19 protein-coding genes are annotated in these 26,364 nt (G+C 58.7%); 5 read left to right on the forward strand and 14 right to left on the reverse strand.

Annotation, left to right across the window (positions count from 1 at the left end):
* Positions 1 to 82 precede the first annotated feature (82 nt).
* The 3 genes from atpB to I7X13_RS11510 all read right to left on the reverse strand — a co-directional run bounded on the left by atpB (position 83) and on the right by I7X13_RS11510 (position 1,852).
* Positions 83 to 1,042 carry a F0F1 ATP synthase subunit A gene (gene atpB, locus I7X13_RS11500; RefSeq protein WP_317191563.1) on the reverse strand — a complete coding sequence of 320 codons (960 nt, stop codon included), beginning with the start codon at positions 1,040 to 1,042 and terminating at the stop codon, positions 83 to 85.
* Between the two features lie 144 nt (positions 1,043 to 1,186).
* Positions 1,187 to 1,591, reverse strand: a complete 405-nt coding sequence (locus tag I7X13_RS11505) for a hypothetical protein (protein ID WP_198075603.1) — start codon at positions 1,589 to 1,591, stop codon at positions 1,187 to 1,189.
* Positions 1,592 to 1,618: 27 nt separating this feature from the next.
* Positions 1,619 to 1,852: an AtpZ/AtpI family protein gene (locus tag I7X13_RS11510; protein ID WP_198075604.1), complete on the reverse strand. Its 234-nt coding sequence runs from the start codon at positions 1,850 to 1,852 to the stop codon at positions 1,619 to 1,621.
* Between the two features lie 172 nt (positions 1,853 to 2,024).
* Between I7X13_RS11510 and porW the strand changes: the two genes are divergently transcribed.
* From porW to uvrC, 3 genes are all read left to right on the forward strand, one after another.
* Positions 2,025 to 5,474 carry a type IX secretion system periplasmic lipoprotein PorW/SprE gene (gene porW / locus I7X13_RS11515; protein ID WP_198075605.1) on the forward strand — a complete coding sequence of 1,150 codons (3,450 nt, stop codon included), beginning with the start codon at positions 2,025 to 2,027 and terminating at the stop codon, positions 5,472 to 5,474.
* Positions 5,475 to 5,559: 85 nt separating this feature from the next.
* Positions 5,560 to 7,899 carry a penicillin-binding protein 1A gene (locus I7X13_RS11520; RefSeq protein WP_317191564.1) on the forward strand — a complete coding sequence of 780 codons (2,340 nt, stop codon included), beginning with the start codon at positions 5,560 to 5,562 and terminating at the stop codon, positions 7,897 to 7,899.
* A gap of 141 nt (positions 7,900 to 8,040) precedes the next feature.
* The gene (gene uvrC, locus I7X13_RS11525; RefSeq protein WP_198075606.1) at positions 8,041 to 9,876 is read left to right on the forward strand and encodes an excinuclease ABC subunit UvrC; all 1,836 of its coding nucleotides are present in this window, start codon (positions 8,041 to 8,043) and stop codon (positions 9,874 to 9,876) included.
* Positions 9,877 to 9,943: 67 nt separating this feature from the next.
* On the opposite strand, the gene porN is transcribed toward uvrC, so the two are convergent.
* The 10 genes from porN to lipB all read right to left on the reverse strand — a co-directional run bounded on the left by porN (position 9,944) and on the right by lipB (position 20,498).
* A complete protein-coding gene (gene porN, locus I7X13_RS11530) occupies positions 9,944 to 10,915 on the reverse strand; it encodes a type IX secretion system ring subunit PorN/GldN (protein ID WP_198069397.1) in 972 nt (323 codons plus the stop codon).
* A 58-nt stretch (positions 10,916 to 10,973) separates the two neighbouring features.
* Positions 10,974 to 12,575 carry a type IX secretion system motor protein PorM/GldM gene (porM, locus tag I7X13_RS11535; RefSeq protein WP_198069398.1) on the reverse strand — a complete coding sequence of 534 codons (1,602 nt, stop codon included), beginning with the start codon at positions 12,573 to 12,575 and terminating at the stop codon, positions 10,974 to 10,976.
* A gap of 54 nt (positions 12,576 to 12,629) precedes the next feature.
* Entirely contained in the window at positions 12,630 to 13,436 is an 807-nt protein-coding gene (gene porL / locus I7X13_RS11540; protein WP_211532046.1) for a type IX secretion system motor protein PorL/GldL, read from the reverse strand.
* 71 nt (positions 13,437 to 13,507) lie between these two features.
* Positions 13,508 to 14,527: a T9SS ring complex lipoprotein PorK/GldK gene (porK, locus tag I7X13_RS11545; protein ID WP_198069399.1), complete on the reverse strand. Its 1,020-nt coding sequence runs from the start codon at positions 14,525 to 14,527 to the stop codon at positions 13,508 to 13,510.
* A gap of 249 nt (positions 14,528 to 14,776) precedes the next feature.
* Positions 14,777 to 15,775: a PorP/SprF family type IX secretion system membrane protein gene (locus I7X13_RS11550; protein ID WP_198075607.1), complete on the reverse strand. Its 999-nt coding sequence runs from the start codon at positions 15,773 to 15,775 to the stop codon at positions 14,777 to 14,779.
* 187 nt (positions 15,776 to 15,962) lie between these two features.
* Positions 15,963 to 16,781, reverse strand: a complete 819-nt coding sequence (locus I7X13_RS11555; RefSeq protein WP_198069401.1) for a uroporphyrinogen-III synthase — start codon at positions 16,779 to 16,781, stop codon at positions 15,963 to 15,965.
* A 75-nt stretch (positions 16,782 to 16,856) separates the two neighbouring features.
* Positions 16,857 to 18,050 carry a DUF4271 domain-containing protein gene (locus I7X13_RS11560; RefSeq protein WP_198075608.1) on the reverse strand — a complete coding sequence of 398 codons (1,194 nt, stop codon included), beginning with the start codon at positions 18,048 to 18,050 and terminating at the stop codon, positions 16,857 to 16,859.
* A 13-nt stretch (positions 18,051 to 18,063) separates the two neighbouring features.
* Complete coding sequence (locus I7X13_RS11565; RefSeq protein WP_211532048.1) at positions 18,064 to 19,146, reverse strand: MraY family glycosyltransferase; 1,083 nt, start codon at positions 19,144 to 19,146, stop codon at positions 18,064 to 18,066.
* 57 nt (positions 19,147 to 19,203) lie between these two features.
* Positions 19,204 to 19,623, reverse strand: coding sequence for a hypothetical protein (locus I7X13_RS11570; RefSeq protein ID WP_198075609.1), 420 nt, complete (start codon positions 19,621 to 19,623; stop codon positions 19,204 to 19,206).
* A gap of 50 nt (positions 19,624 to 19,673) precedes the next feature.
* Complete coding sequence (gene lipB / locus I7X13_RS11575; protein WP_198075610.1) at positions 19,674 to 20,498, reverse strand: lipoyl(octanoyl) transferase LipB; 825 nt, start codon at positions 20,496 to 20,498, stop codon at positions 19,674 to 19,676.
* A 151-nt stretch (positions 20,499 to 20,649) separates the two neighbouring features.
* Here lipB and I7X13_RS11580 point away from each other — a divergent pair, with 151 nt between their 5' ends.
* Positions 20,650 to 21,009, forward strand: a complete 360-nt coding sequence (locus tag I7X13_RS11580; protein ID WP_198075611.1) for a YraN family protein — start codon at positions 20,650 to 20,652, stop codon at positions 21,007 to 21,009.
* A 5-nt stretch (positions 21,010 to 21,014) separates the two neighbouring features.
* On the opposite strand, the gene I7X13_RS11585 is transcribed toward I7X13_RS11580, so the two are convergent.
* Positions 21,015 to 22,070, reverse strand: coding sequence for a toxin-antitoxin system YwqK family antitoxin (locus I7X13_RS11585; RefSeq protein WP_213019064.1), 1,056 nt, complete (start codon positions 22,068 to 22,070; stop codon positions 21,015 to 21,017).
* 194 nt (positions 22,071 to 22,264) lie between these two features.
* Between I7X13_RS11585 and I7X13_RS11590 the strand changes: the two genes are divergently transcribed.
* A complete protein-coding gene (locus I7X13_RS11590) occupies positions 22,265 to 26,293 on the forward strand; it encodes a DUF7948 domain-containing protein (protein ID WP_198075613.1) in 4,029 nt (1,342 codons plus the stop codon).
* The last annotated feature ends 71 nt before the right edge of the window (positions 26,294 to 26,364 follow it).

Consider the following 26,364-nt stretch of genomic DNA (forward strand, 5'->3'; position numbering starts at 1 on the left):
CCGCAGCGGGGGGGGGGGATTGCCACGGTCTGGCCGAAACAGCCAGTTGGCAGGCGGCGGGCGCCCGTCCGGTTAAGTTAGATTAGTGGGCGGCGTGGGGAGCGGTGCCGTCCTCGTTGTAGCCGATTTGCAGGTCGGCGTCGTGGTGTTCTTCCACCGCGCCACCGATGTACATCGAGGTGAGCAGGGTGAAGATGAAGGCCTGCAGCAGGGCCACCAGCAATTCGAGCACGTTGATGAACAAGCCGAAAGCCAAAGTCACCGGCGCTACGGCCCACGATTTAAAGATGAACACCAGGCTGATGAAGCTCAGCACCACGATGTGGCCCGCCGTGATGTTGGCGAACAGACGAATCATGAGCGAGAAGGGCTTGGTGAAGATGCCAATTACCTCTACGATAATCATGATGGGCAACAGGGGCTTGGGCACGCCGGGAGTGGCGAAGATGTGAGCCCAGTAATACTTGTTGCTCGAAGCCAGCGTGATAATGAGTGTCAGCACAGCCAGCACCATGGTCACGGCGATGTTGCCGCTGAGGTTGGCCGCACCGGGCGTGAGACCCAGCAGGTTGTTGAACCAGATGAAAAAGAACACCGTGAGCAGGTACGGCATGTAACGCTCGTACTTAGGACCGATGTTTTTCTTGGCTACTTCGTCGCGGATGAAAACGATGATGGGCTCAAAGAACGACTGAATGCCTTTGGGAGCGCGGCCGTGGTTCTTGCGGTAGCCGCTAGCCACAGCAGTGAAGATGACCAGCATCAACACGGCGCTGCCGATGAGGGCGGCAATGTTTTTGGTGATGGAGAAGTCGTAGACTTTGCTGCCATCGGTGCTCACGAGCTTCTCGTGGTCGAGCTTCAGACCGTCGTATTCTTTAGCGGGACCTTCCGATTCACCGTTCGAAATATGCTTCGAAGAGAACACCGACAAACCTTTGCCGGGACGGTAGGCGATGATGGGCAGGTAGGTGGTAAAGTTGCCGTTGTCGGTAGCCAGCCAATGCCACTCGTGCGAATCGCCGATGTGGTGCAAAATCATTTCGCCGGGATTGAAGCCTTCGGCCTTGGCGCCCTCACCCGCGGGCTCATTAGCGAAAACGGAGAGGGAAACGAAACAAAGAAGAATCGACAGTAAACGCTTCATCCAAAGTTAATTAATGGCAAATTTCAGGCTAACGCATTATCATTGCGTGACTTGCTTTTCTGAAATCGGCCGCAAGTTACTCAAAGTAGCCCAGATTTCAAACCCAGCCCACGAAAAGTACAGGATGAAGAAGGCACCGAGGAAGGTCCAAACACCCCGCGGTTCCCTGGCAATTCCGCCCGCCAGTAGCCACGTCACGAGGCCCAATGAGACCAGCAAACGGGCCGTCATTCCTATCAAATAACCCATGGCGAGGCTGTTCGGGTCGCGCGCCACGAGGCGCGCCGTGAGGCTATAGGCGAAGTAGGTGAGCGCCGCCATCACCACAAAAATGAGCCCCGTGCGCGGGTGCACCACGGCCGTTCCATACACGCGGTGCAACGTGTAGATGGGCAAGGCCAGCGCGGCGGTGAAGACAAGGAACTGGCGCAGGAATTTGGGCATAAACTCTCGGGAAAGAACCTGCGGCCCTTACAGCGACTCTTTTGTAAGGCTGCGAATAACCTGGAACACGGCGGCGAACACGCCCAGCAGCAGCAACCCAATGGTAAGCCAGGGTTGGGTATGGAAACGGCCGTCGAGCCAGGTGCCCAGCCAGGCGCAGCCCCCAATGATGGCCAGCATCTGAAAGGCCAGGCCGGAATACTTCATGACGGCCTGCAGGCGGTTGTTGCCCGTGGGCTGGGGGTCGGCGGGAGTGGGCATGGGCGGGATGGAAAAGACGGTTGACAAAGTTACGGCGCGGGCCGGGCTACGTTTGCCCGGGGAAAAACGTAATTTTACCCGTGCGGCTTCGTTATCTGACAGAGCCGTCGAACATTTCCGGCTGCTTTGGGCGTTCCGGCTGCTCCGGACCGTCCTTTCCCTTGCTTTGATTTTGACACATTATTCGCTGACATATCGCTGGGCTGCGCTGCTCACCTTCCTGCTCGGAGTGGGAGCGGCGGGCTGCGCATCGGACAAAAACCTGGTGGCGCACGCCTTCAACAACGTGGCCGCCCGCGACAACGCCTATTTCCTGGCCCGCGAGAAATTGCACGCGGCCGAGGACAAGATGTACGCGGCCCGCGTGAACGATTACAACCAGACGCTGCCGCTGTTCCCCACGCTGGACAGCGCCAGTGTGAAGGCCAACCGGGCCGATTTGAACGACATTATCAAGAAGGCGTCGATGCCGATTCAGAACCGGCCGGGCTCGGACTGGACGGATGATGCCTATATCCTGGTGGGCTGGGCGCGGTTTTATCAGATGCAGTTTGACGACGCGGGACAAACCTTTAAGTATGTAAATTCGACCAGCAAGGATGCCAATGCCAAGCACGAAGCGCTGATTGGGCTGATGCGCACGTTTGTGGCGCAGGGCGAGATGGAAAGCGCGAAGGCCGTATCTGATTTGCTGGACAAAGAAGAAGGTCTGCCGCAGGATGCGCGCCAGCTGTTTCTGACGCGGGCCGACTACTATATCCGCACGGAGGAGCCGGCCAAGGCCATTCCGCAGCTGGAGAAGGCCATTCCGTTAATAGAGTTCAAGAACGAGCGGTCGCGTACGCGCTACATTCTGGCGCAGCTGTACCAGGATGCAGGCGAGAACAAGAAGGCCTACGAGCAACTGGAGCAGATTATTGCCCGCAACCCGCCGTATGAGCTGGACTTTCAGGCCAAGCTAATGCTGCCGCAGGTATCGGACCTGAGCCCGGCCGACCGCGTGAAGCTCAATAAGAACTTCGCCGACCTGCTGAAAGACCCGAAGAACAAGGACTACCGCGACAAAATCTACTACGAGATGGCGCGGCTGAACTATCGCGAAAAGAACTACCCCGAGGCGCTGAAGCTGCTGCGGCAGTCCGTCAAAGCCACGACCACCAACCGCCTCCAGAAAAGCTATACCTACCTGCTGGCCGGCCGCATCTACTACGAGAACCTGCAGAAGTACCGCCTCGCGGCGGCTTACTACGACAGCACGGTGCAGAACCTGAACAAGGAGGCCAAAACCTATGCTGCCATTAAGGAGCGTAGCGGCATTCTGAAGGACTTTGCCAAGCAATACACCATCATCGAAACGCAGGACAGCCTGCAGGCGCTGGCCAAACTGGCACCCGATGCGCTAAGCCAGCAACTCAACACCTACGCCGAAGCTGAATTAGCAGCCAAAAAAGCTGCTGCCGACCGGCTGGCTGCGCAGCAAAAGAAGCAGGCAGCAGCAGCCGAGTTTGCCAGCCGTACCACCTCCAGCAGCAGCGGCCTGGGCAGCAACCTGCCGGGGGGGGCCAACAGTCCCGACCCGATGGCCTTTGACCCTACGGCGGTGGCGGTGGGGGCTCAGTGGTATTTTGACAACCCGGCGACGCTGGGCACAGCACGCGCCGACTTTATCCGGAAATGGGGCGACCGGCAGTTGCAGGACAATTGGCGCACCAGCCGGCAGACCAGCAGCTCACCCAATGCGACGACCAATGGGGGGGTGCCGTTGTCGATGACCGGCAACGACAATACGCGGGTGAATGGCGGCCGGCCCGACTCGGCGGCCACAGCCGCTGCTGCCAACCCCAATGCAGCCAAAGATGCCTTGGTAGCGCAGTACCGCAAAGATATTCCCACAACGCCGGCTCAATTGGCTGCTTCCGACAAGCAGGTGGAGGGCGCGCTGTATGAGTTGGGCGGCATCTACAAAGAGCAGCTGAAGGAGCGCGAAAAGGGCTTCGAGACTTACGAAAAGCAGGTGACTCGCTACGCGCGCGGCGAACACGCGCCCGATGCCTACTATCTGCTGTACCTGTACTACAAGGACCTGAACGACGCGGCCAAAACCGCGCAGTACGCGGCGGCGCTGCAACGCGAATTTCCGCAGTCGCTCTACGCTAAGCTGATTGCCGACCCACTGTACCGCGAGCACCAGCTGGCGCTGCACAACGCCGTAGCCAGCCGCGTCGATTCGGCTTTCACCTACTACAAAAACCAGGAATTCCGTAAGGCCACCGCAGTACTGACGCGCACCGAGCAGCAGTACCCCAAGAGCGACCTCAGCGACCGGGTGGCCTACCTGAAAACGCTGCTCGTAATTCGGACGCAGCCACCGCTCACGGCTCGCTCCTCGGTGGAAAAGTTTTACAAGGACTACCCGGAAAGCCCGCTAGTGCCCCAGGCCCAGGCACTGGCCGCGACTTATCAGAAGAAGGACGATGGCCAGATTGCCGGCGCGCTGGCTTCGACCGAAAAGCCCGTGGTCTCCATTTTTCGCCCGGGTGAAATTGACAACCGCATGCGCATTGTGTATCGGGAGGGCGACAGTCCGGCCAAAGCCTTGGGCCCGACAAGCATGCCGGCAACGCCTCTCGTAACGCCAGCGTCTACAGCGCCGACGCCGGATGCGATGCGGCCTCGCTCCAAGTCCTCGGCTCCTGTTGAAGCCAAGCCGGAAACGGAGAATTCGGCCAACGCGGTGGGTTTGTCCACTACTGCTGCAGGCGAAGCTTTAACTACTACTCCAGGCAAAAACGCGTCCCCCGCGCTCACGCCGGGCTCGGTACCAGTAGCTGCCGCTCCGGTTCGGAAAGGTCGGCCTACCCGCAAACAATTGGCCGACGAAGCGGCAGCGAAAAAAGCGGCAACCTCCGCAGCAGCAACTTCTGCTACGGGCGCTTTGCCAACAGCTACTCCAGGTAGCAGCCCGACTACTACCGTATCTGCACCAGCGCCCCTACCGACTGCTGCCGCTGCACCGAACGGGGCACCGGGTGCAACAATACCCGCAACGACGGCTCCTGTTCGCAAAGGCCGCCCCACGCGCAAACAGTTGGCCGATGAGGCCGCAGCAAAAGCAGCCGCTGCCAAAACTGCAGCAGCAACGGGTGCCGCCCCCGGCACTACGCCTCCTGCACCAGCCAACCCCACCCCGACAACTTCTGCGCCGGCTCCTGCCCCCATGGCTGGCGCCAGCACGGCCTCTTCGGCCCCGACTACTGCTTATACCACACAGCTGAACAGCCCGCACCTTGTAGTGCTGGCGTTTCCGAAAGACTCGCCTGCTATCGCGGGCTTGGCAGCACAGCTGACTACGTATAACACCCGTTTCTTCAAGGCGAATAACCTGACGGTGGAATCGGTACCGCTGGGAACTGACCAGGAGCTGGTTGTGGTGAAAACGCTGCCGTGGGCCAAAGTGGCCCAGAGCTACGCTACCAAGCTGCGCGGGCCGCAGTCGCCGCTGGCAAAGCTACGCGGGGCCGGTTACCAAACGCTCGTCATAACCCCCGAAAACCTGGCCTTACTCCAGAGCAGCGGCGATTTGGCGGGGTATTTGACCTTCTATCAGCGTGTTTACAAGTAACCGGTTGCTGACCTGAATAGTATTTCAAAGCCTCCGGCGCGGCCGGAGGCTTTATTTTTGCTGAATAATTCCGTTTTTGATTCCTATGCCCACCTCCTCCCCCGCCCGTCGTCCCAAGCCCCAACCGCTTAAACCGGCCCGGGTCGGCCGATTCACGGCGTTTGTGCGCACCATGTGGCTGCTGTTCGGCGTGGGCGTGGTGGGCCTGGGCCTATTTGTGCTGGCCGTGAGCGGCAACTTCCTGAACCTGTTCGGGCGGATGCCCAACCTCAAAAGCCTCGAAAACCCGCGCTCGGAACTGGCTTCGGAGATTTATTCGGCCGATGGGGTACTACTAGGCAAATATTTTCGCGAAAACCGTACGCCCGTCGATTTCAAGGACCTGCCCCAGAACCTGATTGACGCCCTTATCGCCACCGAGGACGTGCGCTTCGAGCAGCACTCGGGCATCGACGCCAAGAGCGTGATGCGGGCCGTGACGGGCGTGCTTACGTTCTCGCACAACGGGGGCGGCTCCACGCTCACCCAGCAGGTGGCCAAAGTGCTGTTCCGCACCCGCGGCGACCTGAACGATGGTACCCTCAACGGCACCGGCAAGCTGGGCCTGCTCATCACGAAGACCAAGGAATGGATTCTGGCTATTCGGCTCGAGCGCAACTACACAAAGCGCGAAATCATCCGCATGTACTTCAATACCGTGGAGTACGGTTCCAACGCCTTCGGCATCAACACGGCCGCCAAGACATTCTTCAACAAAGCCCCTAAAAACCTGAGCACGCCCGAAGCCGCCACCTTAGTAGGCATCGTGAACGCGCCGGGCCGCTTCAGCCCCGTGCTGCACCCCGACCGCTCGCGCAAGCGCCGCAACTGGGTGCTGCGCCAGATGGCCAAATCCAACTACATCACCGATGCCGAGTTGGCCCAGGATACCGCCAAGCGCATCGTGCTGCACTACTCCGTGGAGAACCCCAGCAAGGGCCTGGCCCCCTATTTCCGAGCCGAGGTGGTGAAATCCTTGCTGAGCTGGGCTAAGGAAACCGACCACGACCTGTACGCCGACGGTCTGAAAATCTACACCACCATCGACTCACGCATGCAGGCTTACGCCGAGAAGTCGATGGCTGAGCACATGACCTTGCAGCAGAAATGGTTTTCGGCTCACTGGAAGGGCCAGCTGCCCTGGCGCGATGAAAACGGCAAGGTCATCCCCAATTTCCTGGTGAATTCCATGCGCCGTACCCAGCGCTACAAGTCGCTCATGGCTCAGTACGACGGCAACCGTGACTCGGTGAACTATTACCTGCACAAGAAATACAAGATGCCGGTATTTACTTGGCAGGGCGAGAAGGAGATGCTCATGTCGCCCTACGACTCGCTGGAGTACTACAAGCGCTACCTCCAGGCCGGCTTCATGGCCATGAACCCGCTAAACGGTCAGGTGAAGGCCTGGGTGGGCGGCCCCAACTACAAGTTCTTCAAGTTCGACCACGTGCGCCAGGGAAAGCGCCAGCCCGGCTCCACGTTCAAGCCCATCGTGTACGCCGCCGCCATTGACCAAGGCTACTCGCCCTGTTACCCGCGCCCCGACGTGGCCACCACCTTCCCCGCCGTGGCCGGCCGCGCGGCCTACACGCCCCACAACTTCGAGGGCGGCTTTTCGGGCCGCACCTTCACGTTGCGGCAGGCCCTGGCCCGCTCCATGAACTCCATCACGGCTTGGCTGGTGATGAAGCTCGGCCCCGAAACCATTGCCACCTACGCCAAGCGTCTCGGCATCACGTCCCCCGTCGATGCCGTGCCGTCTATGGGCTTTGGCACCTCTGATTGCAGCATTTATGAGCTGTGCGGCGTGTATTCCACCTTTGTGAACAAGGGCGTGCACACCGAGCCCATCATGGTCACCCGCATCGAGGACAAGAACGGCAACGTGCTGCGCGAATTCGTGCCCCAGACCAAAGAAGTGCTCAGCGAGGAAACCGCCTTCATCATGACCAACATGCTGCAGGCCAGCACCACCGAGCCCGGCGGCACCAGCACCATCCTGCACACCGGCTTCAAGTTTCCTTATGAAATCGGGGCCAAAACCGGCACCACCAGCAACTACTCCGACGCCTGGTTTATGGGCATTACCCCCGACCTAGTGTGCGGCATGTGGGTGGGCGGCGAAGACCGCAGCATCCACTTCCGCACCGGCACCTACGGCCAGGGCGCCCGCGAGGCACTCCCACTCTACGGCCTCTTCATGCAGAAGGTGTATAAAGATAAAAGCATCGGCATTAATACCGGCCCCTTCCCCGCCCCCGCCGCTCCGCTCAGCATCGAAATCGACTGCTCGAAGTACTACGGCGGCCAGCGCGACACCATCCCTGCCGACCAGAAAATGCAGGTACCCGACGCGGGGGATTTAGATGACAAGGACATTTAAACGTCCTCATGACCTGTTGAACTTACTTTTTTCAAAAATGACCGGCGACTTTTGCCGGTCATTTTTTGTTATTTCCGTACGCTAAACTCCTGGCTTTTCTGTGTCGGGGCTTCGTTACATCTGTCTGCTTTATTCTGCGCTATGGCCGCCAAACCCGAACTGCAAGCCCAAATCAACGCCCTGCCCCACAAGCCCGGCGTGTATAAGTATTTCGACGACGAGGGCATCATCTACGTGGGCAAGGCCATCGACCTGCGCAAACGCGTAAGCAGCTACTTCACCAAGCAGGACCACAACAAGAAAACCCAGCAGCTTGTCCGCAACATCAAGCGCCTGGAATTCACCATTGTCGATAGCGAATCCGACGCCTTCCTACTCGAAAACAACCTCATCAAGCAGCATCAGCCCAAGTACAACATCCTGCTCAAGGACGGCAAAACCTACCCCTTCCTCTGCCTCACCAACGAGCGGTTCCCCCGCCTCATTCCCACCCGCAACAAGATTAACGACGGCTCCCGCTACTACGGCCCCTACGCCAACGGCACCGCCCTCAACGTGCTGCTCGAGCTCATCCGCACCCTCTACCCCCTGCGCACTTGCAACTACAATCTGAGCGTTGCCAACGTTGAAGCCGGCAAGTTCAAGCCCTGTCTGGAACTGCAAATCGGCAACTGCAATGCTCCTTGCATCGCCAAGGAGGATGAAGCCACCTACAACGCCTACATCCAGCAAATCCGCAACATCCTCAACGGCGACCTGCGCATCCCCAAACAGTATTTCCGCGAGCGCATGAGTGCCGCTGCCCAGGAAATGCAATACGAACTGGCCCACGCCTTCAAGGTCAAGCTCGATAAGCTCGAAGCCTTCCAGGCTAAGTCCACCATCGTTTCGGATACGCTCACCAACATCGACGTATTCGCCATCGCCAGCAACGAGAAATCGGGCTTTATCACCTATTTAAAAGTGATGAACGGTAGCATCATCCTCACCCAGTCCCTCGAAGTCACCAAAAAGCTCGACGAGGACGATGCCGAAATCCTCGCCCCGCTCATTATGCAGCTCCGCCAGGAATTTGAGAGCGAGTCGAAGGAAATACTCACCAACGTGGCCGTGTCGCTCCCGCTGCCCGGTACCACCCTCACCGTGCCCCAAATCGGCGACAAGCGCAAGCTGCTCGAACTAGCCATAAAAAACGTGCTCTACGCCCGCAAGGAGAAGGAAAGCATGAACGAGAAGAGCAAAGACGTGAACGAGGTGCGCATCATGGAAACCATCAAAAAAGACCTGCGCCTCACCGAGCTACCCAAGCACATCGAATGCTTCGACAATTCCAACTTCCAGGGCGATAACCCCGTCTCGGCCATGGTCTGCTTCCGCAACGCCAAGCCCAGCAAGAAAGACTACCGCCACTACCACGTCAAAACCGTGGTTGGCGCCAACGACTTCGATACCATGTACGAAGTTGTTACCCGTCGCTACCGCCGCCTCGTCGATGAAGGCGCCAGCCTCCCCCAGCTTGTCATCATCGACGGCGGCAAAGGCCAGCTCGGCATGGCCGTTAAGGCCCTGAAAGACCTCAACCTCTGGGGCCAGATTCCCGTCATCGGCATCGCCAAGCGGCTCGAAGAAATCTACGTCCCCAACGACCCGCTCCCCATCTACATCGACAAACGTAGCGAGTCCCTGCGCCTCTTCCAGCGCATGCGCGACGAAGTGCACCGCTTCGGCATCACCTTCCACCGCTCCCGCCGCGACGCCAGCACCCTCAAAACCGAGCTCACCGACGTGAAAGGCCTCGGCCCCGTCACCGCCGACAAGCTCCTCAATAAATTCAAGTCTGTCAAGAAAATCCGCGAACTCAGCGAGTCCGAGCTAATCGCCGAAGTAGGCAAAGCCAAAGCCAAAATCCTCCAAACCTACTTCGCCGAGAACGAGGCCCCCGTCCACCCCATGCCCCCTCGGCAGCTCCCGGCTTAGGCAAGTATCAAACAAAAAGGCCACCGCATTGCTGCGGTGGCCTTTTTGTTTGATTAACTGAGTGAGATTAGAAGCTCCACAGGTTGTACTCATATTCTACCAAGTCAGCAGCGGTCTGCTGAGCAGCCAGAATGCCTTGCTGAGCACCACCGTAGATGTCATCCAGACGGCTGTCGCCGGCGTTCGACACTTTGGTGATGTAGGAGTTGAACAACCACAGTTCAAATGCATCAGCGAGGTTTTTGTGCTGCGCATCGTTCTCGGCGTTGAACCAGATGGCATTCTGCGGATTGTTGCGGAACACCTTCACCAGGTCGCTGTACTTGAAGTAGCCAATCGGCTTCTCAATACCCGAAGTGTTGGCAGGCAACGTCGAAGGAACAAAAAGACCGATGGACTTAATGTCGTGATACATCCGCGACCGTTTCTTGTCGAAAATCATATCTTCCTTCAACTCCATCTCATACAGGTCCTTGTAACGGTACAGGTTGGCGGGAGGAGGAGGCGGGGCCACCGGAGCCACAGCTACGGTTTCATAAATGGTTTTGCCTTTCTTATCCTTCATCGGCTTGCCGTTAGCACCAATCTTGGGCTGACGAACCGTTTTAGCACCAGTGGTTTTCTTTTTAGGAGCACCCCAATCATCACCGCCGCCACCCAGGTCAGACTGGCTGAAACCAGCCGCCTTTTCCTCGTCGCTCAACTTCACCGCTTCATCGGCATATGACATGTTGGACGAGATTTCCTGAGGGTTAAACGTGGATGTCAGCGAATCATTCTTGTATGCCTGCAATTCACCACGCTTCACGGCCTCCAGAATCACCCGGCTGATTTCCTTGCCTTCGGAGAACATAGGCTTGTTCTGCTTCTCGCGCAGGTCTACCTGCCGCCAGATGCTCTTACGGAACATTTGGTCCGACGGCGGAATCGGCCGGTGCGAGCCGGTGCTGCTCGCCGTAGTAGCTTGCTCCTGGGCCGAAACCGACAGGGAAAGCGACAGGCCCGCCGCAATGGCGGCCAAGGTGTGAATGGATTTCATAACGGGCAAAAGCAAATTGATTTTAAGATAGTTCGCTAACGTGACTACAGCGTAAATATTATAGCAGCGGGATGTTGAACTGTTTCGAAACGCTCACCGGCTCCACGTTGCCCTGGAAGGTCTGACGCTGCACGTCTTTTACTTCAATATACAAACGGTCACCGTCGCGGTAGGCATTCACCACATCGCTCAGGTCAGCCTGCGGGCCGCTGATGGTTTTCGTTTGCATAGCCGGACGACGGCCGCGTACCAGCGTTACCTCGTAGCGCGACACACGGAACTTCGCGTCATCGGGCAGGAAGGTCGCGAAGCCCGCATCCGGAATAGCACGCAGGGTCAACGAGCGTACAGCCGTACCGGGGGTACCCTGCTTCTCGTTGGCTTGACGGCCACCCACCCAGCACTCAATGGTAGGCTTGGGGATGGGACGAACCTGGAAAGTCTGCGAACCAATGGCATTGCCGCCGCTGCTGACGTTCAGGGTAACTTCTTTCGAGTTCGGAATCAGCGTTACATCGCCAACCTTCGCACCCTGGATAGCCGAAGCACCCGAAGCCGAGAAGCTAGGCTTGTACTGAGCACCCAAAGCGGGTACCGAAACGTTCAGCTTGTTGCCGCACTTGAAGTACAGTGCCTGCACCGAAGCCGACTGAATTTGCATCACCGGCTTGGTAATGGTGTAAGGCACCTTCACTACGAACGTAGTATCACGGCCATTCTGGTTGAATCGAATCCGGCCTTCCCAAGATGCCTTGGCATTACCGGAAGCATCGAAGTTACCCGGACGAGCCGTGAACTCCACTTTACCATGGCCATCAGGACCCACCGTCAGCGGGCTGCCGTTCAGCGTCATTTTCTGCTGCAGGCCGGTGGCCGAGGCAGTCAGGAAAAGTTCGGCTTTGTATTTCGTGCCAGCAGCCACCGTGTTCGACTCTGCGCTAGCAAAAGCACCAATTTTGTCGAACGAAACGATTTTGGCACCGACTTTCTTAGACTGCTCCGACAGCGCATCAGCTTCCAGCTTCAGCACGGCGGTTTCCTTTTGCGACAGCACTGCCAAAGCAGCTACCAGCGGCGTGTTCTCAAAGTTCAGCTCAGCGAAGTCTTTGTTTTTCTGCTCCATGGTCGTGTGCTCCTTGGAGTTAATAATACGAGCGTCTTCGCGGCCGTCCAGTGCCAACGGGGTCGCATTCGGCACGTAGGTTTTGATGAAGGTCGAGTAGTTGTTCAGCTCGGCCTTCAGCGGGTAAGCCAGACCATTCTTTTTGCCGCCCAGCATGATGGGCATCACTTTGTTGTTGGCATCCGGGTCTTTAAAGTCGGGCGAGCCCTTCACGTTGCCCGTGCCGGCGATGAGTTTGTCCCGAACGTCCTGCAGGTAGGCAATCATTGCCTTCGTTTTTGCCCGGATTTCTTCGCTTTGCTTCAACACAGCTACATCACTGGCCATGTTGTGGTTTTTATCCACAGCAGCCTGAATATTTTTTACCGTATTATCAGCCGCCATGTTCGTTTTGCCATTGACGTCAATCAAGCTGTCGTCGATGAACTTGAACTTCAGCAGAATCGCTGAGTTCACTTGGAGCGCCAGAAGAGCGGTTAGCACGAGGTACATCATGCCAATCATCTTCTGCCGCGGGGTTTCTTTTCCGCCTGCCATTATCTGTTTCCGCTAAAATTGGATGAGAACTATACTGATGCGCTGAGTTGGTGCTTAGGCCTGGGCCGGGGCACGCATGGCGTTCAGCATGTTGCCGTACACCCGGTTCAACGAAGTCAGGTTGCCCGTCAGGTCAGATACTTGCTTCTGGAATTGCTCGGTGTCTTTGCCAGCCTGGGTCATGTTGTCCATAGCCTTGCTCAGCGTACCGTAGAACTGGTTCATGGACTTCAGGTGCGTGTTGGCATCCTGCAATTCCATTTCGTACACTGCGTTCAGCGCGCCCAGGTTCTTGGTCACGTTCTGTACCTGCATGTGGTACTCTTTGGCATCCGAAGTAGCATTCGACATGGCCGAAATAGCTTCTACCGTGTTACCGTAAGCCACGTTGATTTTGTCAAGCGAATCGGCAGCCGAACGTACTTTCTTAGTGTATTCGTCGGTCACGTTGGCAGCCTCGCCCAGTTGCGACATCTGCGAAGTAGTGGTGCTGAGGCGGTTCAGGCCCTGGCCCAGGCTGCTGAGAGCCTCAGGGGTTACGTTAGCATTTTTCAGCATGTCGTCCAGTTTCATCGTCAGGCCTTTGGCATCATTGGCACCACCTACCTGGCGGCTGCTGGTCGAGGGGTCATAGCCGTCGTTCAACTCCGGGTACACCAGACCCCAATCGGGCTCATGCGCCTGGGGCTGGAATGCGCTGAGGAAGAAGATAACGGCTTCCGTTCCCAGACCCACAATCAGCATGATGTCGGCACCCTGCCAGTGTTCGATTTTGAACAATGCACCAACAATTACAACGGCTGCACCGATGCCATAGATTTTGGGCATCAGCGAATCATAGAGAAAACTTTTAGCTGCCATGAGGATTAACGAAAGAGGTTGAAGAAGGTGTGGGGAGGGTGGTTAAAAGGTGGCGTCAGCCGTTTGAAATCTTAGTTGAGAGAGCTGTTCGTGCCCATGCCGATTTGAATCATCGAGCAACGGAAGCCGATGTAGGAACGAGCCGAATCTTGGTATTCGAAATTGCGGGTACCGGTTTCGAGGAAGTACGCAATGTCTTTCCACGAACCGCCACGCACTACTTTGCGGGGCTCATTGTCGTCAGGGTTGGTCGGGTTCAAGTCCCAAACAACGGGTACCGAAGCCTCCATATAGGCATCGTCACACCACTCCGAGACGTTGCCGGCCATGTCATACAGGCCAAAATCGTTGGGGAAGAACGAACCCACTTCTGAAGTGTAAGCAAAACCGTCGGAAGCGTAGTCACCACGGCCGGGCTTGAAGTTAGCCAGCATGCAGCCCTTGCTGTTGCGCAGGTACGGACCACCCCAAGGATACGTAGCTAGGTCACGACCACCGCGAGCAGCATATTCCCACTCAGCCTCGGAGGGCAAACGGAAGTTTGGGTCAGCAGCCGAACCCGTTTCTTCGCGGGCGGCGTTGCGGAACTTGGTGCGCCAGTTGCAGAAATACTTTGCAGCAAACCAATCGACGCCGACCACCGGGTAGTCATCGAAAGCGGGGTGCGTGTAGTAGTACTCCAGCAGCGGGTCGCCCATGTGGTAAGTGAAATCACGTACCCACACCGTAGTGTCGGGGTAGAGTTCGGTCATCACATACTCTTCGCCCAGCACATCCAGCGAGTCCTGCTTGATAGCATCGACAAACTGGCGGTATTCGTTGTTGGTAATCTCCGTTTCGTCCATGTAGAAGCCGGCGATGGTTACCTGCTTGTTCATGTTCACCATCGACGCGGAAATGTCCTGGTCGGTCTGGCCCATGTGAAACGTGCCTCCTGGGCAGGGTACCATTCCAAATGGCACTTCCTGAGGATTAAAGAACGGACGGTCTTCGGAACCAACGAGGTCCCCCGTAGGGCCTTTGCCAAATCCACACCCGCCTAATAATGCCCCGGAAATAGCGAAAAGGGATAGTGCTAGAAGCTTGTTCATGAGAGTTAGAAATTCTGTTTTAATTGCCGATACCGCTAAAGTACATTTGGATGGGCTGGCAAATCTACACTTTTTTAGGTCGCGGTGCAATACCTGCCTTTCGCAAAAGGCGACCAAATTGAGGGTAAACACGCTGAATAGCGTAAATAACTCGGTTAATCCGTTTTATTCCTTGCGAGGCCGACTAAATTTTATCCTAACTGAATAGGACAATGCTCATCCTGAGTACAAGATAAGAAAATAGGAGAATTAGAAGCTATAACGAGGCGTGCGAATGGCTGGCCGGGTATTAATCGTCGCTTTGGGCAAGCGGTAGGAGAGCATAATTTCGTGCGAGCTGAAGGCGCGGGCATCCTGATTGAAGGCAATGAAGTCGAACGCATAGCCCAGACGCACCGCGTTATCCTTTGCAAAGCTTAAGCCAAGAAGTCCTGAAACGGATTCCTCGGTGCGATAGTTAGCGCCAATCCAGTACTTGTCATCAATGGTGGCACGAACGCCACCTTCGAAAGAGTAGTTCTTAGAGTTGTTGAATTTGCTTGAGCTGGAGAAATCGCCCGGCAATACTGCTTTCGCGAGCACCATCGGAGTCACTACAACGGAAGACGAGGCTTCGATATTGTATCCGGCCGTGAAATAGGCGTGATTTTCCGCGATGTATTTGCTGGGGGTGCCAGCAGTGCCAGCGCTTTTGAAGGAGTACTCCGAACGCAGCAGGTTGTTGACACTGAGACCGGCGTAGAACTTTGGCGACTCATACCAAACGCCCGCACCGGCATCGAACTTGCTGTCGGAAGCACCGCTGGGTACGTTCACGTCGTTCGCGTCAATGGCGATATAGGTACCCTTGCTCAGGTAGGTATAGATACCCTGAATGCCAAAGCCCAACTTGCCTGAACCCAGCTTGACGTGCTGCGAGTAGGAAAGCGCGGTATTAGTCATTTTCGACTGGCCGACCTGGTCGTAGTACACGGACAGGCCAACGCCGCCGTTGAGCGCCAGGATGGGCAGCGAAACGGTAATCATGCCCGTCCGCGGCGAACCGTTGTTGCCGTCGAAAGTACCGTTGTAGTTGTAGTACTGGTAGCGGCCGATGAGGTTTACCTCTCCTTGACCTTTAATACCGGCATAAGCCGGGTTTAGATACATGCCATTCAAGCCGTAATGCGTGAACTGGGGCTGCTGTTGGGCAAGCGCCGAGCCAGCCGCAGCCGTGAGCAGCAGAGTAACGAGTAACGTTCCTTTCATAAGGCGGGGTGGTGATGGTGAGAGAAGAGGGAGGTGGGTGTGCGAAAAAGTGCGGGGGTGGGCACAGTGTAGAAGAACAGCTTCCAAATGTAAGGGAAAAACCGGCTCTAAAAAACTCGGGCAAAAAAAACCGGCGCAATGGTGGGTTGCGCCGGTTCTCAGTTGCTTACGAAAACGCTACGTTGGGCTAAGCGTTTTTGGCATTCGGCTTTCCGACATCGGTTTGGGCGTGCCGCCGAATGTAGGCTTCGATGGCACCGGTCATGGAAGGCGCGTTGGGGTGGGGCGCTTCGATGTCGAGGATAAGGCCGGCGTCGATGACAGCTTTGGCCGTAGTGGGGCCAAAGGCGGCAATGCGGGTGCCATCCTGCACAAAATCGGGGAAGTTGATGAAGAGCGAACTGATGCCAGAAGGGCTAAAGAACGCAATGCAGTCGTATTTCACGTCCGAGAGGTCGGATAGGTCGCTGGCCACAGTACGGTAAATGACGGCCTCGGAAAACTTGAGGTTGTTGGCCCGCATGAACACCGGCAGGTCATCCTTGCGGATGTCGGAGCAGGGGTACAGGAATTTCTCGCCTTTATGCTTTTTGATGACGTCGAACAAATCGGCGGCCGTGCGCTCGCCCACGAACAGCTTGCGCTTGCGCAGAACAATGTACTTCTGAAGGTAATTAGCCGTCTGCTCGGAAATACAGAAATATTTCATTTCTGCCGGCATTTCCAGCTTGGCTTCCTGACAAATCCGGAAGAAGTGGTCGACAGCATTTCGGCTCGTAAAGATTACGGCTGTGTATTCCAGAATATTGATTTTGTCCTTCCGAAAATCCTTGTAGGACACGGGCTGCACATCAATAAACTCCCGAAAATCTACTTTAATACCGTATTTCTCGGCAATGGAAAAGTAGGGGGAAACGTCGGTGGTGGGCTTGGGCTGGGTAACCAGAATGCTGCTTATGCGCTTGGCATGCCGGCCTGTGCCCGGCTTATCTGCACTATCGGCCATACAGGTAGGAAAGGGTAATGCTTAGGACAATAAGAGAGACGAAAGGAGCTGAACGAAACTGCCGAGTGAAGACAATCAATACGTAAAAACAATAAGTTTAAGTAAAACCAGTAAAGGCAGTACTTCAGTAGCACAAAGATAAGCAAACAAATGTAGATTCAGGAGGGAGGCGTAGTGGTGCAAAGTGCGCGCTACCCGCAGTACTGCGCCGACCAGCAAAACGCCAATAGCAGCGCTGGCCGCCCAAGCCACAGTGTGGGGCCAGTTGCCGTTGAGGCTGAGGTAGAGTAACAGCACCAACGGCAGAAATAGCCCGGCCAACAAGGTGGTGCGCAGAAATTCGCGGTACTGAATGTCGGCCAATGGCTCCAAGCCAAAAATGTATCCCATTATTTTGACATAGAGGTACTTGCCAAAAACAAAGGAGGTAATAACGGCCGTGTATAGCAGCACCCGGGCGACGATGGCGGTTTCGGGCACGTCGAAGAAGCGGCGGAGCAAGGGCAGGTTTTGCAGGTCGGTGTGGATGGCGGTGAGGAGCAGCGCAAACGACAAGGCAAAGAGCAGGACCAGTAACAGGTTGAGCAACGAAAAGGCGGGCTTGGTCAGGAAGGCCTGCTGGTCGCTGTTGCGGCCGAATAACTCATCGAGCTGAAAGATGCGCGCCATACCGGGCTGGTAGGTGGTGCGCACGGCCCCGTAAGACAGGCCCAGCACGAGAAGAAAACCCAAATAAACGTTCTGGCCCTGGGGGCCGGGCAAGCGGGGCTGGGCCTGGCCGGTGCTGGCTTTGGCGGACTGGCTGGCCCCGATGGGGGTAGTGCTCATGCCCGAGAATGAGGCCAGAGCAGGATAGCCATCCGGCTGCCATACGGCGAGCAGATGTTTGCCAGAAGGGAGATTGGGAGGCAGCAGCCGGCCCAGGTCGAGCGAATAGTTGCCAGCTGTGCGGGCCGTAAAAATCAACTGATTGTCAACAAATAGGCTAAGACCGCGCTGAGCGGCAAAAGACAGCGGGAAGGACTGCGTGTGGCTGACGCGCACCCACTGATAATAGGCATGAGCCGGCTGGTGGTAGCCGGGCAGATAGAAAATGAGGCGGTTGCGGCCGGCATCGTGGATGAGCCAGTCGCTAGAAAGGGACGTGGGGGAAGCCGGGGGTAGCTGGCGATACTCGCTGGCGCGCACGGAGCTCGGACTGGCTGCAAAAGCCAGCCATAGACCGATGGCCAGCAGCCACCTCATGCGCCACAAGCCCGGGGCGTTCATTTATGGCGAATTGCTAATTATTACTTTCGGCAGCCAGCAACTGGCGGCGGGAAATGCGGCTTTGGTACACTCCGAAGAAAATGCTCAGCAGGGCGGAGAAAATGGCCAGAGCACTGATAAGCACCGTGTTGCCGAGGTAGGCAAACTGGATAACGGAGAGCGTGACCAGAATATTGAGCAAGCCGAGTAGCAGCACAGTGCTGATTTGCTGGAAGCCCATGGCCAGGATGCGGTGGTGAATGTGGTTTTTGTCGGGTGAGAAGGGCGACTTGCCGGCGGCCATGCGCAGCGAGAACACGCGCAGCGTATCAAACAGCGGCACGAACAGGATGCCCACGGCCACCGACGGCGAAGAGGAGCCGAACGGCTGGCCGACTCGCAGGCCCATTTCGATGAATTGGATGGCCAACACCGACACAATGAAGCCGCAGACGAGTGAACCGGTGTCGCCCATGAAAATGGGCGCGCGGTGAAAATTGTAGCGTAGGAAACCCAGCAGGCCGCCAATGAGGCAAACGGCCACGTAGGCATAGTTGCTGTAGCTGGCGCCACCGTATTGGTAGAAATAATAGCCGAATGTGCTACAGATAATCAGCACGATAGTGCCAGCCAAGCCATCGAGGCCGTCGATGAGGTTGATGGCGTTGGTGACGCCCACAATCACGAAGAAGGTGAAGGCATAGCTGATGCCCACGGGCAGCGTGCCGATGCCGAGGATGCCCTGGAAACTGGTGAGGCGCACATCGGCCATTATCATCACAATGCCGGTGGCCAGGAGCTGGCCCACGAATTTTTTGGAGACGGACATGCCCACCAGGTCATCTTTGAGACCCACGAAAAACAGGATGATGCAGCCGGCCAGCAGTTCCTTCACGCCGTTTTCGAGGGGCGCGAATATGGTGAGGGCCGACATAAAGCCTGCGAACACGGCCACCCCGCCCAGGCGTGGTGTGAGCGACTGGTGCACGGTGCGCCCATTGGGCGTATCGAGCATGTTTTTGAGGTGGGCGATGTAGATGATGGACGGCACCGCGAACAGGGACACCAACAGCGCCCACATCCAGGACAGCCCTAGTGGAATATCGAAATGACTCATATGATAATACAGTAAGAGAACGGAGAGAAGCCCTGGTTGGCGGCCAGGGCCACGCGTTTAGCTGTGTAACACACCCACGCGGTCGAGCAGGGAAATGTGGGTGAAGTTGTCGGGCACGATGGAATCGGGCACGAAGATGAATTTCTTGTCGAAGATTTTGGGGCCGTGGTAGTAGCTCACCCAGTATTGATTGTTGAGGTGCAGCAGGGCCGAATCGAGCGGCTCAACGGGCATGGCGGAGTGAGGCGGCACCACTTCGAAGAGGTAGCGCAGTGTGGAAGTTCGTACTTTCTCACCGTCCTCGGGCTGGCTGTAGCCGTTGGCGTTGACAATGACGTTTTCCAGGGGAAAGGCATTGTGATTGAGCAGGTAGACTTGCCAGATGGGTAGACCTTCGGGCGTGAGGGCATTGTCCTCGGCGGGCACTATGGCCACCGAAACACCTTCTACGGGGTCAAAAGAAATGTCTTGCTTCATGAGGAGTCAGGCAGATATAGGAGCGGCTGGGGTCTTGAGCCTTGCCTTCGCTATTTGGCAGAATTGGAATCGGTGGAGGAAAACGCAGCGGGCGGTGCACCGAGCAGGGACAGCAGAAGGGGCAGCAGGCGCTCCTGCACTTCGGCGACGGACACGGAGGCAGCGCCTCCCAATTCCTGGGCCAAAGAAGTCACGGCTTTGTCGGTGATGCCGCAGGGCACGATGTGACCGAAGTACGAGAGGTCGGGGTTGACGTTGAGGGCGAAGCCGTGAAGCGTGACCCAGCGACTGCACTTCACGCCGAGGGCGCAGATTTTGCGCGGGTTGGGCGCGCCTGATTCCCAGTCGAGCCACACGCCGGTGAGGCCGGCAATGCGGCCGGCATTCAGGCCATACTCCGCCAAGGTGCGGATGACGGCTTCTTCCAGCACGCGCAGGTACCAGTGGATATCGGGCCGGAAGTTGTCGAGGTCGAGGATGGGGTAGCCCACCAGCTGGCCGGGTCCGTGGTAGGTGATATCGCCGCCGCGATTAATGCGGTGGAAGCTAGCTTCGTGCGCCGTGAGGGCAGCTTCGTCGAGGAGCAGGTGCTCGGGCTTGCCGCTTTTACCTAAGGTGTAGGTGTGCGGGTGCTCGCAGAGCAGCAGGTGATTGGGGGTGGGCTGTAGGGCTTCGCCGGTGGTTTCGGCGGCGCGGTTCCGGACCTTGATGGCCAAGGTGGCGTCCATGAGCTGCTCTTGGAGTTGCCAGGTGGGCACATAGTCGACCAGGCCCAAGCGCTGCACCTGTACCGAGCGGTTGGGAGCGGGGCGGGCGTCGTCGGGAGCGGCGGCGTCGAGCAGTTGCGGGGGGAACTGTTCTACGAAGGAGGCCATGGGTTGGGGTTGATGAAACGGGACACAAAGGTACTAAGCGCGGTAAGCTTTAGCCTGACCTGCTGCATAGTTGTTGGCGGGCACCGACCAAACCGCTAGCTTGCACAGCGCTTGCCCCTCCCCTGCTCTTGCTATTACCACCGTTCAACTCATGGCCCACGCCCCTCACGAACTAGGCCAAGCCGGCGAAACGGCCGCCGCTGATTACTTCCTGGCTCAGGGCTACGAAGTGCTGGCGCGTGGCTACCGCCACGGCCGGGCCGAGGTGGATTTGGTGCTGCGGCGTGGCACAGAGCTGTTGGTATTTGCGGAAGTAAAAACTCGTTCGTCCGGCCAGTTCGGTCCGCCCGAGACGTTTGTGTCGGCCCGCAAAAAGGAGTTGTTCCGCCTCGCGGCCACGCACTTGCAGGAAGAACTGGATTGGCGCGGCGATATCCGCTTCGATATTCTGGCGCTAACCCTGCTCAGCCAAGGCTTCCGCATCGAGCATTTCGAGGACGCGTTCTACTAACGCCCTTACCGGCGCTTGGGCTGCACCTTGGCCGGCGCGCGGGGCACAGTGCGCGGGGCTACGGTAGGCCGGTGCTGGCCGGGGCGGTCTTCCACGTCGGGCTGGCCGCGCTTGTCGATGTTCTTTTCCTTGTCGTAGATGAGGACGGCGTTGCGGTTGTACTCGCGCACCAGCTCGGGCTCGGTTACTTCGGGGTCGTAGCCGGTTTCGGCGTACTGGTACTCGTAGCGACGTCGGCCCCGGAAGCCCCAGTACTTGGTCCAGGTACCGATGCGCTTGCCGTTTTCGAACTGGCCGCGCCAGTCGGGCTGGCCGTTGATGAGGAACTTAGCGTAATCGCCTTCCAACTTGCCGTTTACGTAAGGCACTACTTCGTTGATGAGGCTGCGGTCTTCGCCGTAGTAGCTCACGTTGGCATCGCGCGGGAAGCCCATTTCGTAGTGGGTTTTGCTCAGCAACACGCCGTTTTTGTCAAACTTTTCCCAGCGCAAGTGGCGGGTACCAAGGGCGTAGTAACCGGTTTCGAGCACCTTGTTGTTCTGCATCACCTTGTAGGGGCCGTGCAGGATTTTCAGGTTCGAGGCATCCTCCGGAATCTCGGCCAGCTTCAGGATTTTGTGCTTCTTGGTGTCGTAGTAATAATAGGCCGGGGCGTAGGCGCTCAGCGGCCGGGGGTACTTCAGGAAGTAGAAAATGGCAATTTCCTGATTTCGTCCTTTAGGGCCCCGCTTCACGAAAGCCCGCTTTATCTTCTCGCCCAGAAAGACGTTTTTCTTCTTCTTTTTCGACTTGCGCTGGGTGTCCTTTTCGGCATCCTTGGCAGCTTTTTCCTGCTCCTTGGTGAGCACCACCTTGCGGGCCGTGCTGAGCGAGGGCTTGCCCTTGAGCGAGTCGCTGGTGTGGGTGAGCGTGTCGGAAACAAGCGCGGCCAGCGCGGGCTGCTCGGGGTTGCTGTTGAAGGAAACGGCTTTGCGGGTGCAGGCCCATGGCAGCAGCGTGAGCAGCAGCGGGGCCATAGCCAGAAAGCGTAGCGGCCGGAGCCACAGACTAATAATACGCATGAATCGCACGGGATATTTTCGCGGCATCAACGCAAAGGTAGGGCGATTTGGTGCCCACGAAGCGCGGCACTGAAACAGAAAATGGAACCGCTCCAATGGGTGCGGCGGCGGGCAATCCGCCCAAAATGTGCAGCCCGGCGTTCGGCAGCGCGGCCCTTTATCTTTACCAGTTCCAATTCCTTTCCCGTTCTTTCATGAAGCTACTGCTACCCTTAGCGGCCACCTTACTGCTTAGCAAACCGCCCATCGCGGCCCATGCGCAGCCTGCAACTCCTCCGGCTCCGGCCAACCCAACGCTCGAATTCATCGAAAATAAAGGCCAATGGGACGGCCACGCCCGCTACGCCGCCGCGCTGCCCGGCGGCCGCCTCTTTGCCGAGGCCGATGGGCTCACCTTTGCGCTAATTAATGCGCCAGCCCTGGCCCACCACGGCGCAGCTGCCCACCCCGAGCCGGCTAATGCGCCCGCTGCCCCGGCCGATTCGCTCATTCGGGGGCATGCCATGACGCTGCGGTTTGTGGGCGCAGCCCCTACCGCCCAGCTGGTGCCCGCCGAAGCCACCGCTGACCGGCGCAACTATCTGCTGGGAGCCAACCCAAAACACTGGGCCCGGGATGTGCGCGGCTACCACCGGCTGCGCTACGTGGGACTATGGCCCGGTGTGGATGCCCAAGTGTACGAAAGCGCCGACCAGCAATTGGAATACGATTTTGAGCTGGCCGCCGGAGCCGACCCGACGGCCATTGTGTTGCGCCACGACGGAGCCGATAAGGTGCAGCTCGACGCCGAAGGCAACCTGCAGCTGCAAACCAGCGTGGGCCGCATCACTGAGCGCGCCCCGCAGGCCTGGCAGACCGATGCGGCCGGCCAGCGCCGCCCGGTGGCCTGCCGCTACCGGCTGGCGGCCGATGGCACCGTTCGCTTTGCGCTGGGTAATTACGACCGACAGCAGCCGTTGACCATTGACCCGGTGGTGGTGTTTTCGACCTATACCGGCTCGACGGCCGATAACTGGGGATTCACGGCGACTTATGACGCGCAGGGTAATCTGTATTCGGGCGGCATCGTGTTTGGGGTGGGCTACCCGGCCAGCCCGGGCGCGTTTCGCACCTCTTTTGCGGGCCTCATTGACATTGCTATCATCAAATACAACACCGCCGCGAGCGGGCAGGGGGCGCGGGTATGGGCCACCTACCTGGGCGGCAGCAGCGCCGATTTCCCCACCAGCATGGTGGTGAACAGCCAAGGCGAGTTGCTGCTGCTAGGCATCACCTCCAGTCTCGACTACCCCACCACGGCCGGTGCCATTCAGCGCACCTTTGCGGGGGGCACCGCCGCCGACCCCTACGGCTCCGGCAGCACCGGCATCCTGCCCAATGGCTCCGACCTGGTGATAACCCGCTTCAATGCCGCTGGCGCGGCCCTGGTGGGCTCCACCTACTTGGGCGGCAGCCAAAACGACGGGCTTTTAGCATTCGACCGTTTTCCGACGGTGGCCCAGCTGGTGAATAACTACGGCGACTCATTCCGGGGTGACATTGCGTTGGATGCAACTGATAATGTGTACGTGGCGTCGCACACGGCCTCGCCCGGATTTCCGGTGGCGCGGGGCCTGGCCGGCGGCTACCACGGCGGGGCCACCGATGGCCTGGTGCTCAAGCTCAACCCTACCCTGACGGCCCTGGTGTGGGGTAGCTTCTTGGGCGGCAGCGCGGCCGATGCGGCGTACTCCCTGCAGGTAGCGCCCGGCAGCGGCGAGGTGTACGTGGCCGGTGGCACCACCAGCACCAACTTTCCCACCACGGCCGGCAGCTACCAGCCGGCCGCCCCCGGCTACGTCGATGGCTTCGCGGCCCGCATCAGTGCCAATGGGCTCAGCCTGAGCCGGGCCACCTACGTGGGCACGGCCGGCTACGACCAAGCCCACTTTCTGCAACTGGGCTCCGATGGCGGCGTGTACCTGATGGGCCAGACCCTGGGCACTTTTCCCCGCACCCCGGGCGCATTTAGCACCACAAACGGAACCCTTTTCGTGCAAAAGCTGGCATCGGACCTGAGCAGCAGCCTGATTGCTACCGCCTTCGGTAGCACCGATTCCCGCAATGCCAACCGCATTTCGCTCTCGCCCACCGCTTTTTTGGTGGACCAGTGCGACCGAGTGTACGTGTGCGGCTGGGGCGGCGGGGCTAACCAGAGCAGCGGCGTTTCCTACCTGGGCAACAATGGCTCGACGTTTGGCCTGCCCATCACATCCGGGGCTATTCAACCCTCCACCGATGGCAGCGACTTTTACTTAGCGCAGTTCACAGCCGGCCTCACGGGGCTGGCCTATGGCACCTACTACGGCCGCAACGGCAGTACCGGCGACCACGTGGACGGCGGCACGGCCCGCTTCGACCCGCGCGGTGTGGTGTACCAGGCGGTGTGCTCCTGCAGCGGCTCGGGCTTTCCAATTCTGGGCGGCGTCAATACTTTTTCGACAATCAACGGCAGCAGCAACTGCAACAATGCGGCTTTTGTCCTGAACTTCCAGCCCGACATTGCCAACGCCGGCACCGACCAGCAGGTGTGCGCCACGGCCGGCCCTCAAAGCTTGGTGGGCACGCCGGCCGGCGGCGTCTGGACCGGGCCGGGCGTGAGCGGCAGCGTAGCCACGGGCTTTGTCTTCACACCTTCAATCGCCCTGCTGGGAGTGCAAACCCTCACCTACACCGTGGCCAGTACGGGCACTTGCACCACAGTGGGCACCCGCCGCATCACGGTGGGCAGCCCGCCCACAGTCACGTTTGCGCCGGTGGGCACGGGCGTATTTTGCCGGGCGGTTACGGACCCGGTGCTGTCCCGGGTCACCCTGTCGGGCACCCCGGCCGGCGGCACTTTCAGCGGGCCCGGGGTTGTGAACGGCGCTTTCGACCCCATGGTGGCTGGCGCAGGCACCCACACCCTGACTTATACTTACTTTAATGGCTGCACCGTGGCAATTGCGCAGCAGGTGCGGGTGGCCTTCGTATCGGCCGGAGCAGCGCAGCGAGTGTGCACGCCGGGGCCAGCCGTAGCCCTGATGGGCACTCCGGCGGGCGGCACCTGGGCGGGGCCGGGCGTGACGGGTAGCCCCGCCACGGGCTTCGTATTTACCCCGACCGCCGGGCTGGCGGGCGCCAATACGCTGGTGTACACCGCTACCACAATGGCTCCAACCACGGCGGCATCGTGCACGGCCAGCAGCAGCGTCGTTTTCACGGTGGTGCCCACGCCGGTTATTAGCCTCACGCTGCTGCCAGCCCTGTGCACGGCCTCGCTCACGCGCCAGCGGCTGGTGGCCACGCCGGCCGGCGGCTACTGGAGCGGGCCGGGCGTGGGCTTCGATGGCCTGGGCTATTATTTCCAGCTACCGCCGGGGCTGGTGGGCACCTATGCACTGACCTATACGGCTGGCGACAGCCCCTGCACGGTTTCGGCCGTGATGAGCGTGGTGGTGGCGGGAGTGCCCGTGGTGGCGGTGGCGGCCGATACGGTGCTTTGCCCCGGCAGCACTGCCCCATTCCGGCTGCGCGGCAGCCCGGCGGGCGGCACCTGGACCGGGCCGGGCGTAACGGGTAGCCCCGCCACCGGCTTCCAGTTTGCGCCGGCCGGGCTCACTGGCTTCGCCACCCTGACGTATTCGGTGGCCAATGTGGGCTGCACAGGCACGGCCACCCGGCGCATATCCATTGCCCCGGTACCGGATGTGGTGCCATCGTGGGCGCCCGAAATATGTGCCGAAACCCGACTGGCCCCGCTCACGGTGCGCTTCCGGCTGGCCAGCACTTCCAGCGTGACGTACACCGGGGTGATATGGGAATTTGGCGATGGCACGCAGTCAACCGACATCAGCCCCGTGCACACCTACCCCACGCCCGGCAGCTACCAGCCCCGCCTGCGCACCCGCTACAACCAGGGCCGCTGCGAAACCCAAACTACCCTGCCCACCGTGGAAGTGAAAGAGCGCAAAATCCCCAACATCATCACGCCCAACGGCGACAACCAGAACCAGACCTTCCGCCTCGGTCCCGACTGCCCGCCCCGCTTGCATGTGTTTTCGCGCTGGGGCCAGAAGGTGTTCGAGGCCGCCGCCTACCGCGACGACTGGAACGCCGAGGGCCAGCCCGACGGCGTATATTACTACCTGGCCAGCTATCCGGATGGCCACCAGCTCAAAGGCTGGGTGGAAGTGCGGCGGTAGCAACGGGCCCGATAAGGCTGGACTGGCTGAATATTTTGCCCGGGGCCGGCCACTTGCCGGTGTTTTATTCG

This window comes from Hymenobacter negativus (assembly GCF_016056375.1).
Classification (GTDB): Bacteria; Bacteroidota; Bacteroidia; order Cytophagales; family Hymenobacteraceae; genus Hymenobacter; species Hymenobacter negativus_A.

Excerpts from the sequence above, each read along its gene's own strand:
- I7X13_RS11550 (WP_198075607.1), bottom strand. The coding sequence starts at position 15,775 with ATGAAAGGAACGTTACTCGTTACTCTGCTGCTCACGGCTGCGGCTGGC.
- I7X13_RS11520 (WP_317191564.1), top strand. The coding sequence starts at position 5,560 with ATGCCCACCTCCTCCCCCGCCCGTCGTCCCAAGCCCCAACCGCTTAAA.
- lipB (WP_198075610.1), bottom strand. The coding sequence starts at position 20,498 with ATGGCCTCCTTCGTAGAACAGTTCCCCCCGCAACTGCTCGACGCCGCC.
- I7X13_RS11580 (WP_198075611.1), top strand. The coding sequence starts at position 20,650 with ATGGCCCACGCCCCTCACGAACTAGGCCAAGCCGGCGAAACGGCCGCC.
- I7X13_RS11505 (WP_198075603.1), bottom strand. The coding sequence starts at position 1,591 with ATGCCCAAATTCCTGCGCCAGTTCCTTGTCTTCACCGCCGCGCTGGCC.
- I7X13_RS11590 (WP_198075613.1), top strand. The coding sequence starts at position 22,265 with ATGAAGCTACTGCTACCCTTAGCGGCCACCTTACTGCTTAGCAAACCG.
- I7X13_RS11565 (WP_211532048.1), bottom strand. The coding sequence starts at position 19,146 with ATGAGTCATTTCGATATTCCACTAGGGCTGTCCTGGATGTGGGCGCTG.
- atpB (WP_317191563.1), bottom strand. The coding sequence starts at position 1,042 with ATGATTTTGCACCACATCGGCGATTCGCACGAGTGGCATTGGCTGGCT.
- I7X13_RS11570 (WP_198075609.1), bottom strand. The coding sequence starts at position 19,623 with ATGAAGCAAGACATTTCTTTTGACCCCGTAGAAGGTGTTTCGGTGGCC.
- uvrC (WP_198075606.1), top strand. The coding sequence starts at position 8,041 with ATGGCCGCCAAACCCGAACTGCAAGCCCAAATCAACGCCCTGCCCCAC.
- porK (WP_198069399.1), bottom strand. The coding sequence starts at position 14,527 with ATGAACAAGCTTCTAGCACTATCCCTTTTCGCTATTTCCGGGGCATTA.
- I7X13_RS11510 (WP_198075604.1), bottom strand. The coding sequence starts at position 1,852 with ATGCCCACTCCCGCCGACCCCCAGCCCACGGGCAACAACCGCCTGCAG.
- I7X13_RS11560 (WP_198075608.1), bottom strand. The coding sequence starts at position 18,050 with ATGAACGCCCCGGGCTTGTGGCGCATGAGGTGGCTGCTGGCCATCGGT.
- porM (WP_198069398.1), bottom strand. The coding sequence starts at position 12,575 with ATGGCAGGCGGAAAAGAAACCCCGCGGCAGAAGATGATTGGCATGATG.
- I7X13_RS11585 (WP_213019064.1), bottom strand. The coding sequence starts at position 22,070 with ATGCGTATTATTAGTCTGTGGCTCCGGCCGCTACGCTTTCTGGCTATG.
- I7X13_RS11555 (WP_198069401.1), bottom strand. The coding sequence starts at position 16,781 with ATGGCCGATAGTGCAGATAAGCCGGGCACAGGCCGGCATGCCAAGCGC.
- porN (WP_198069397.1), bottom strand. The coding sequence starts at position 10,915 with ATGAAATCCATTCACACCTTGGCCGCCATTGCGGCGGGCCTGTCGCTT.
- porL (WP_211532046.1), bottom strand. The coding sequence starts at position 13,436 with ATGGCAGCTAAAAGTTTTCTCTATGATTCGCTGATGCCCAAAATCTAT.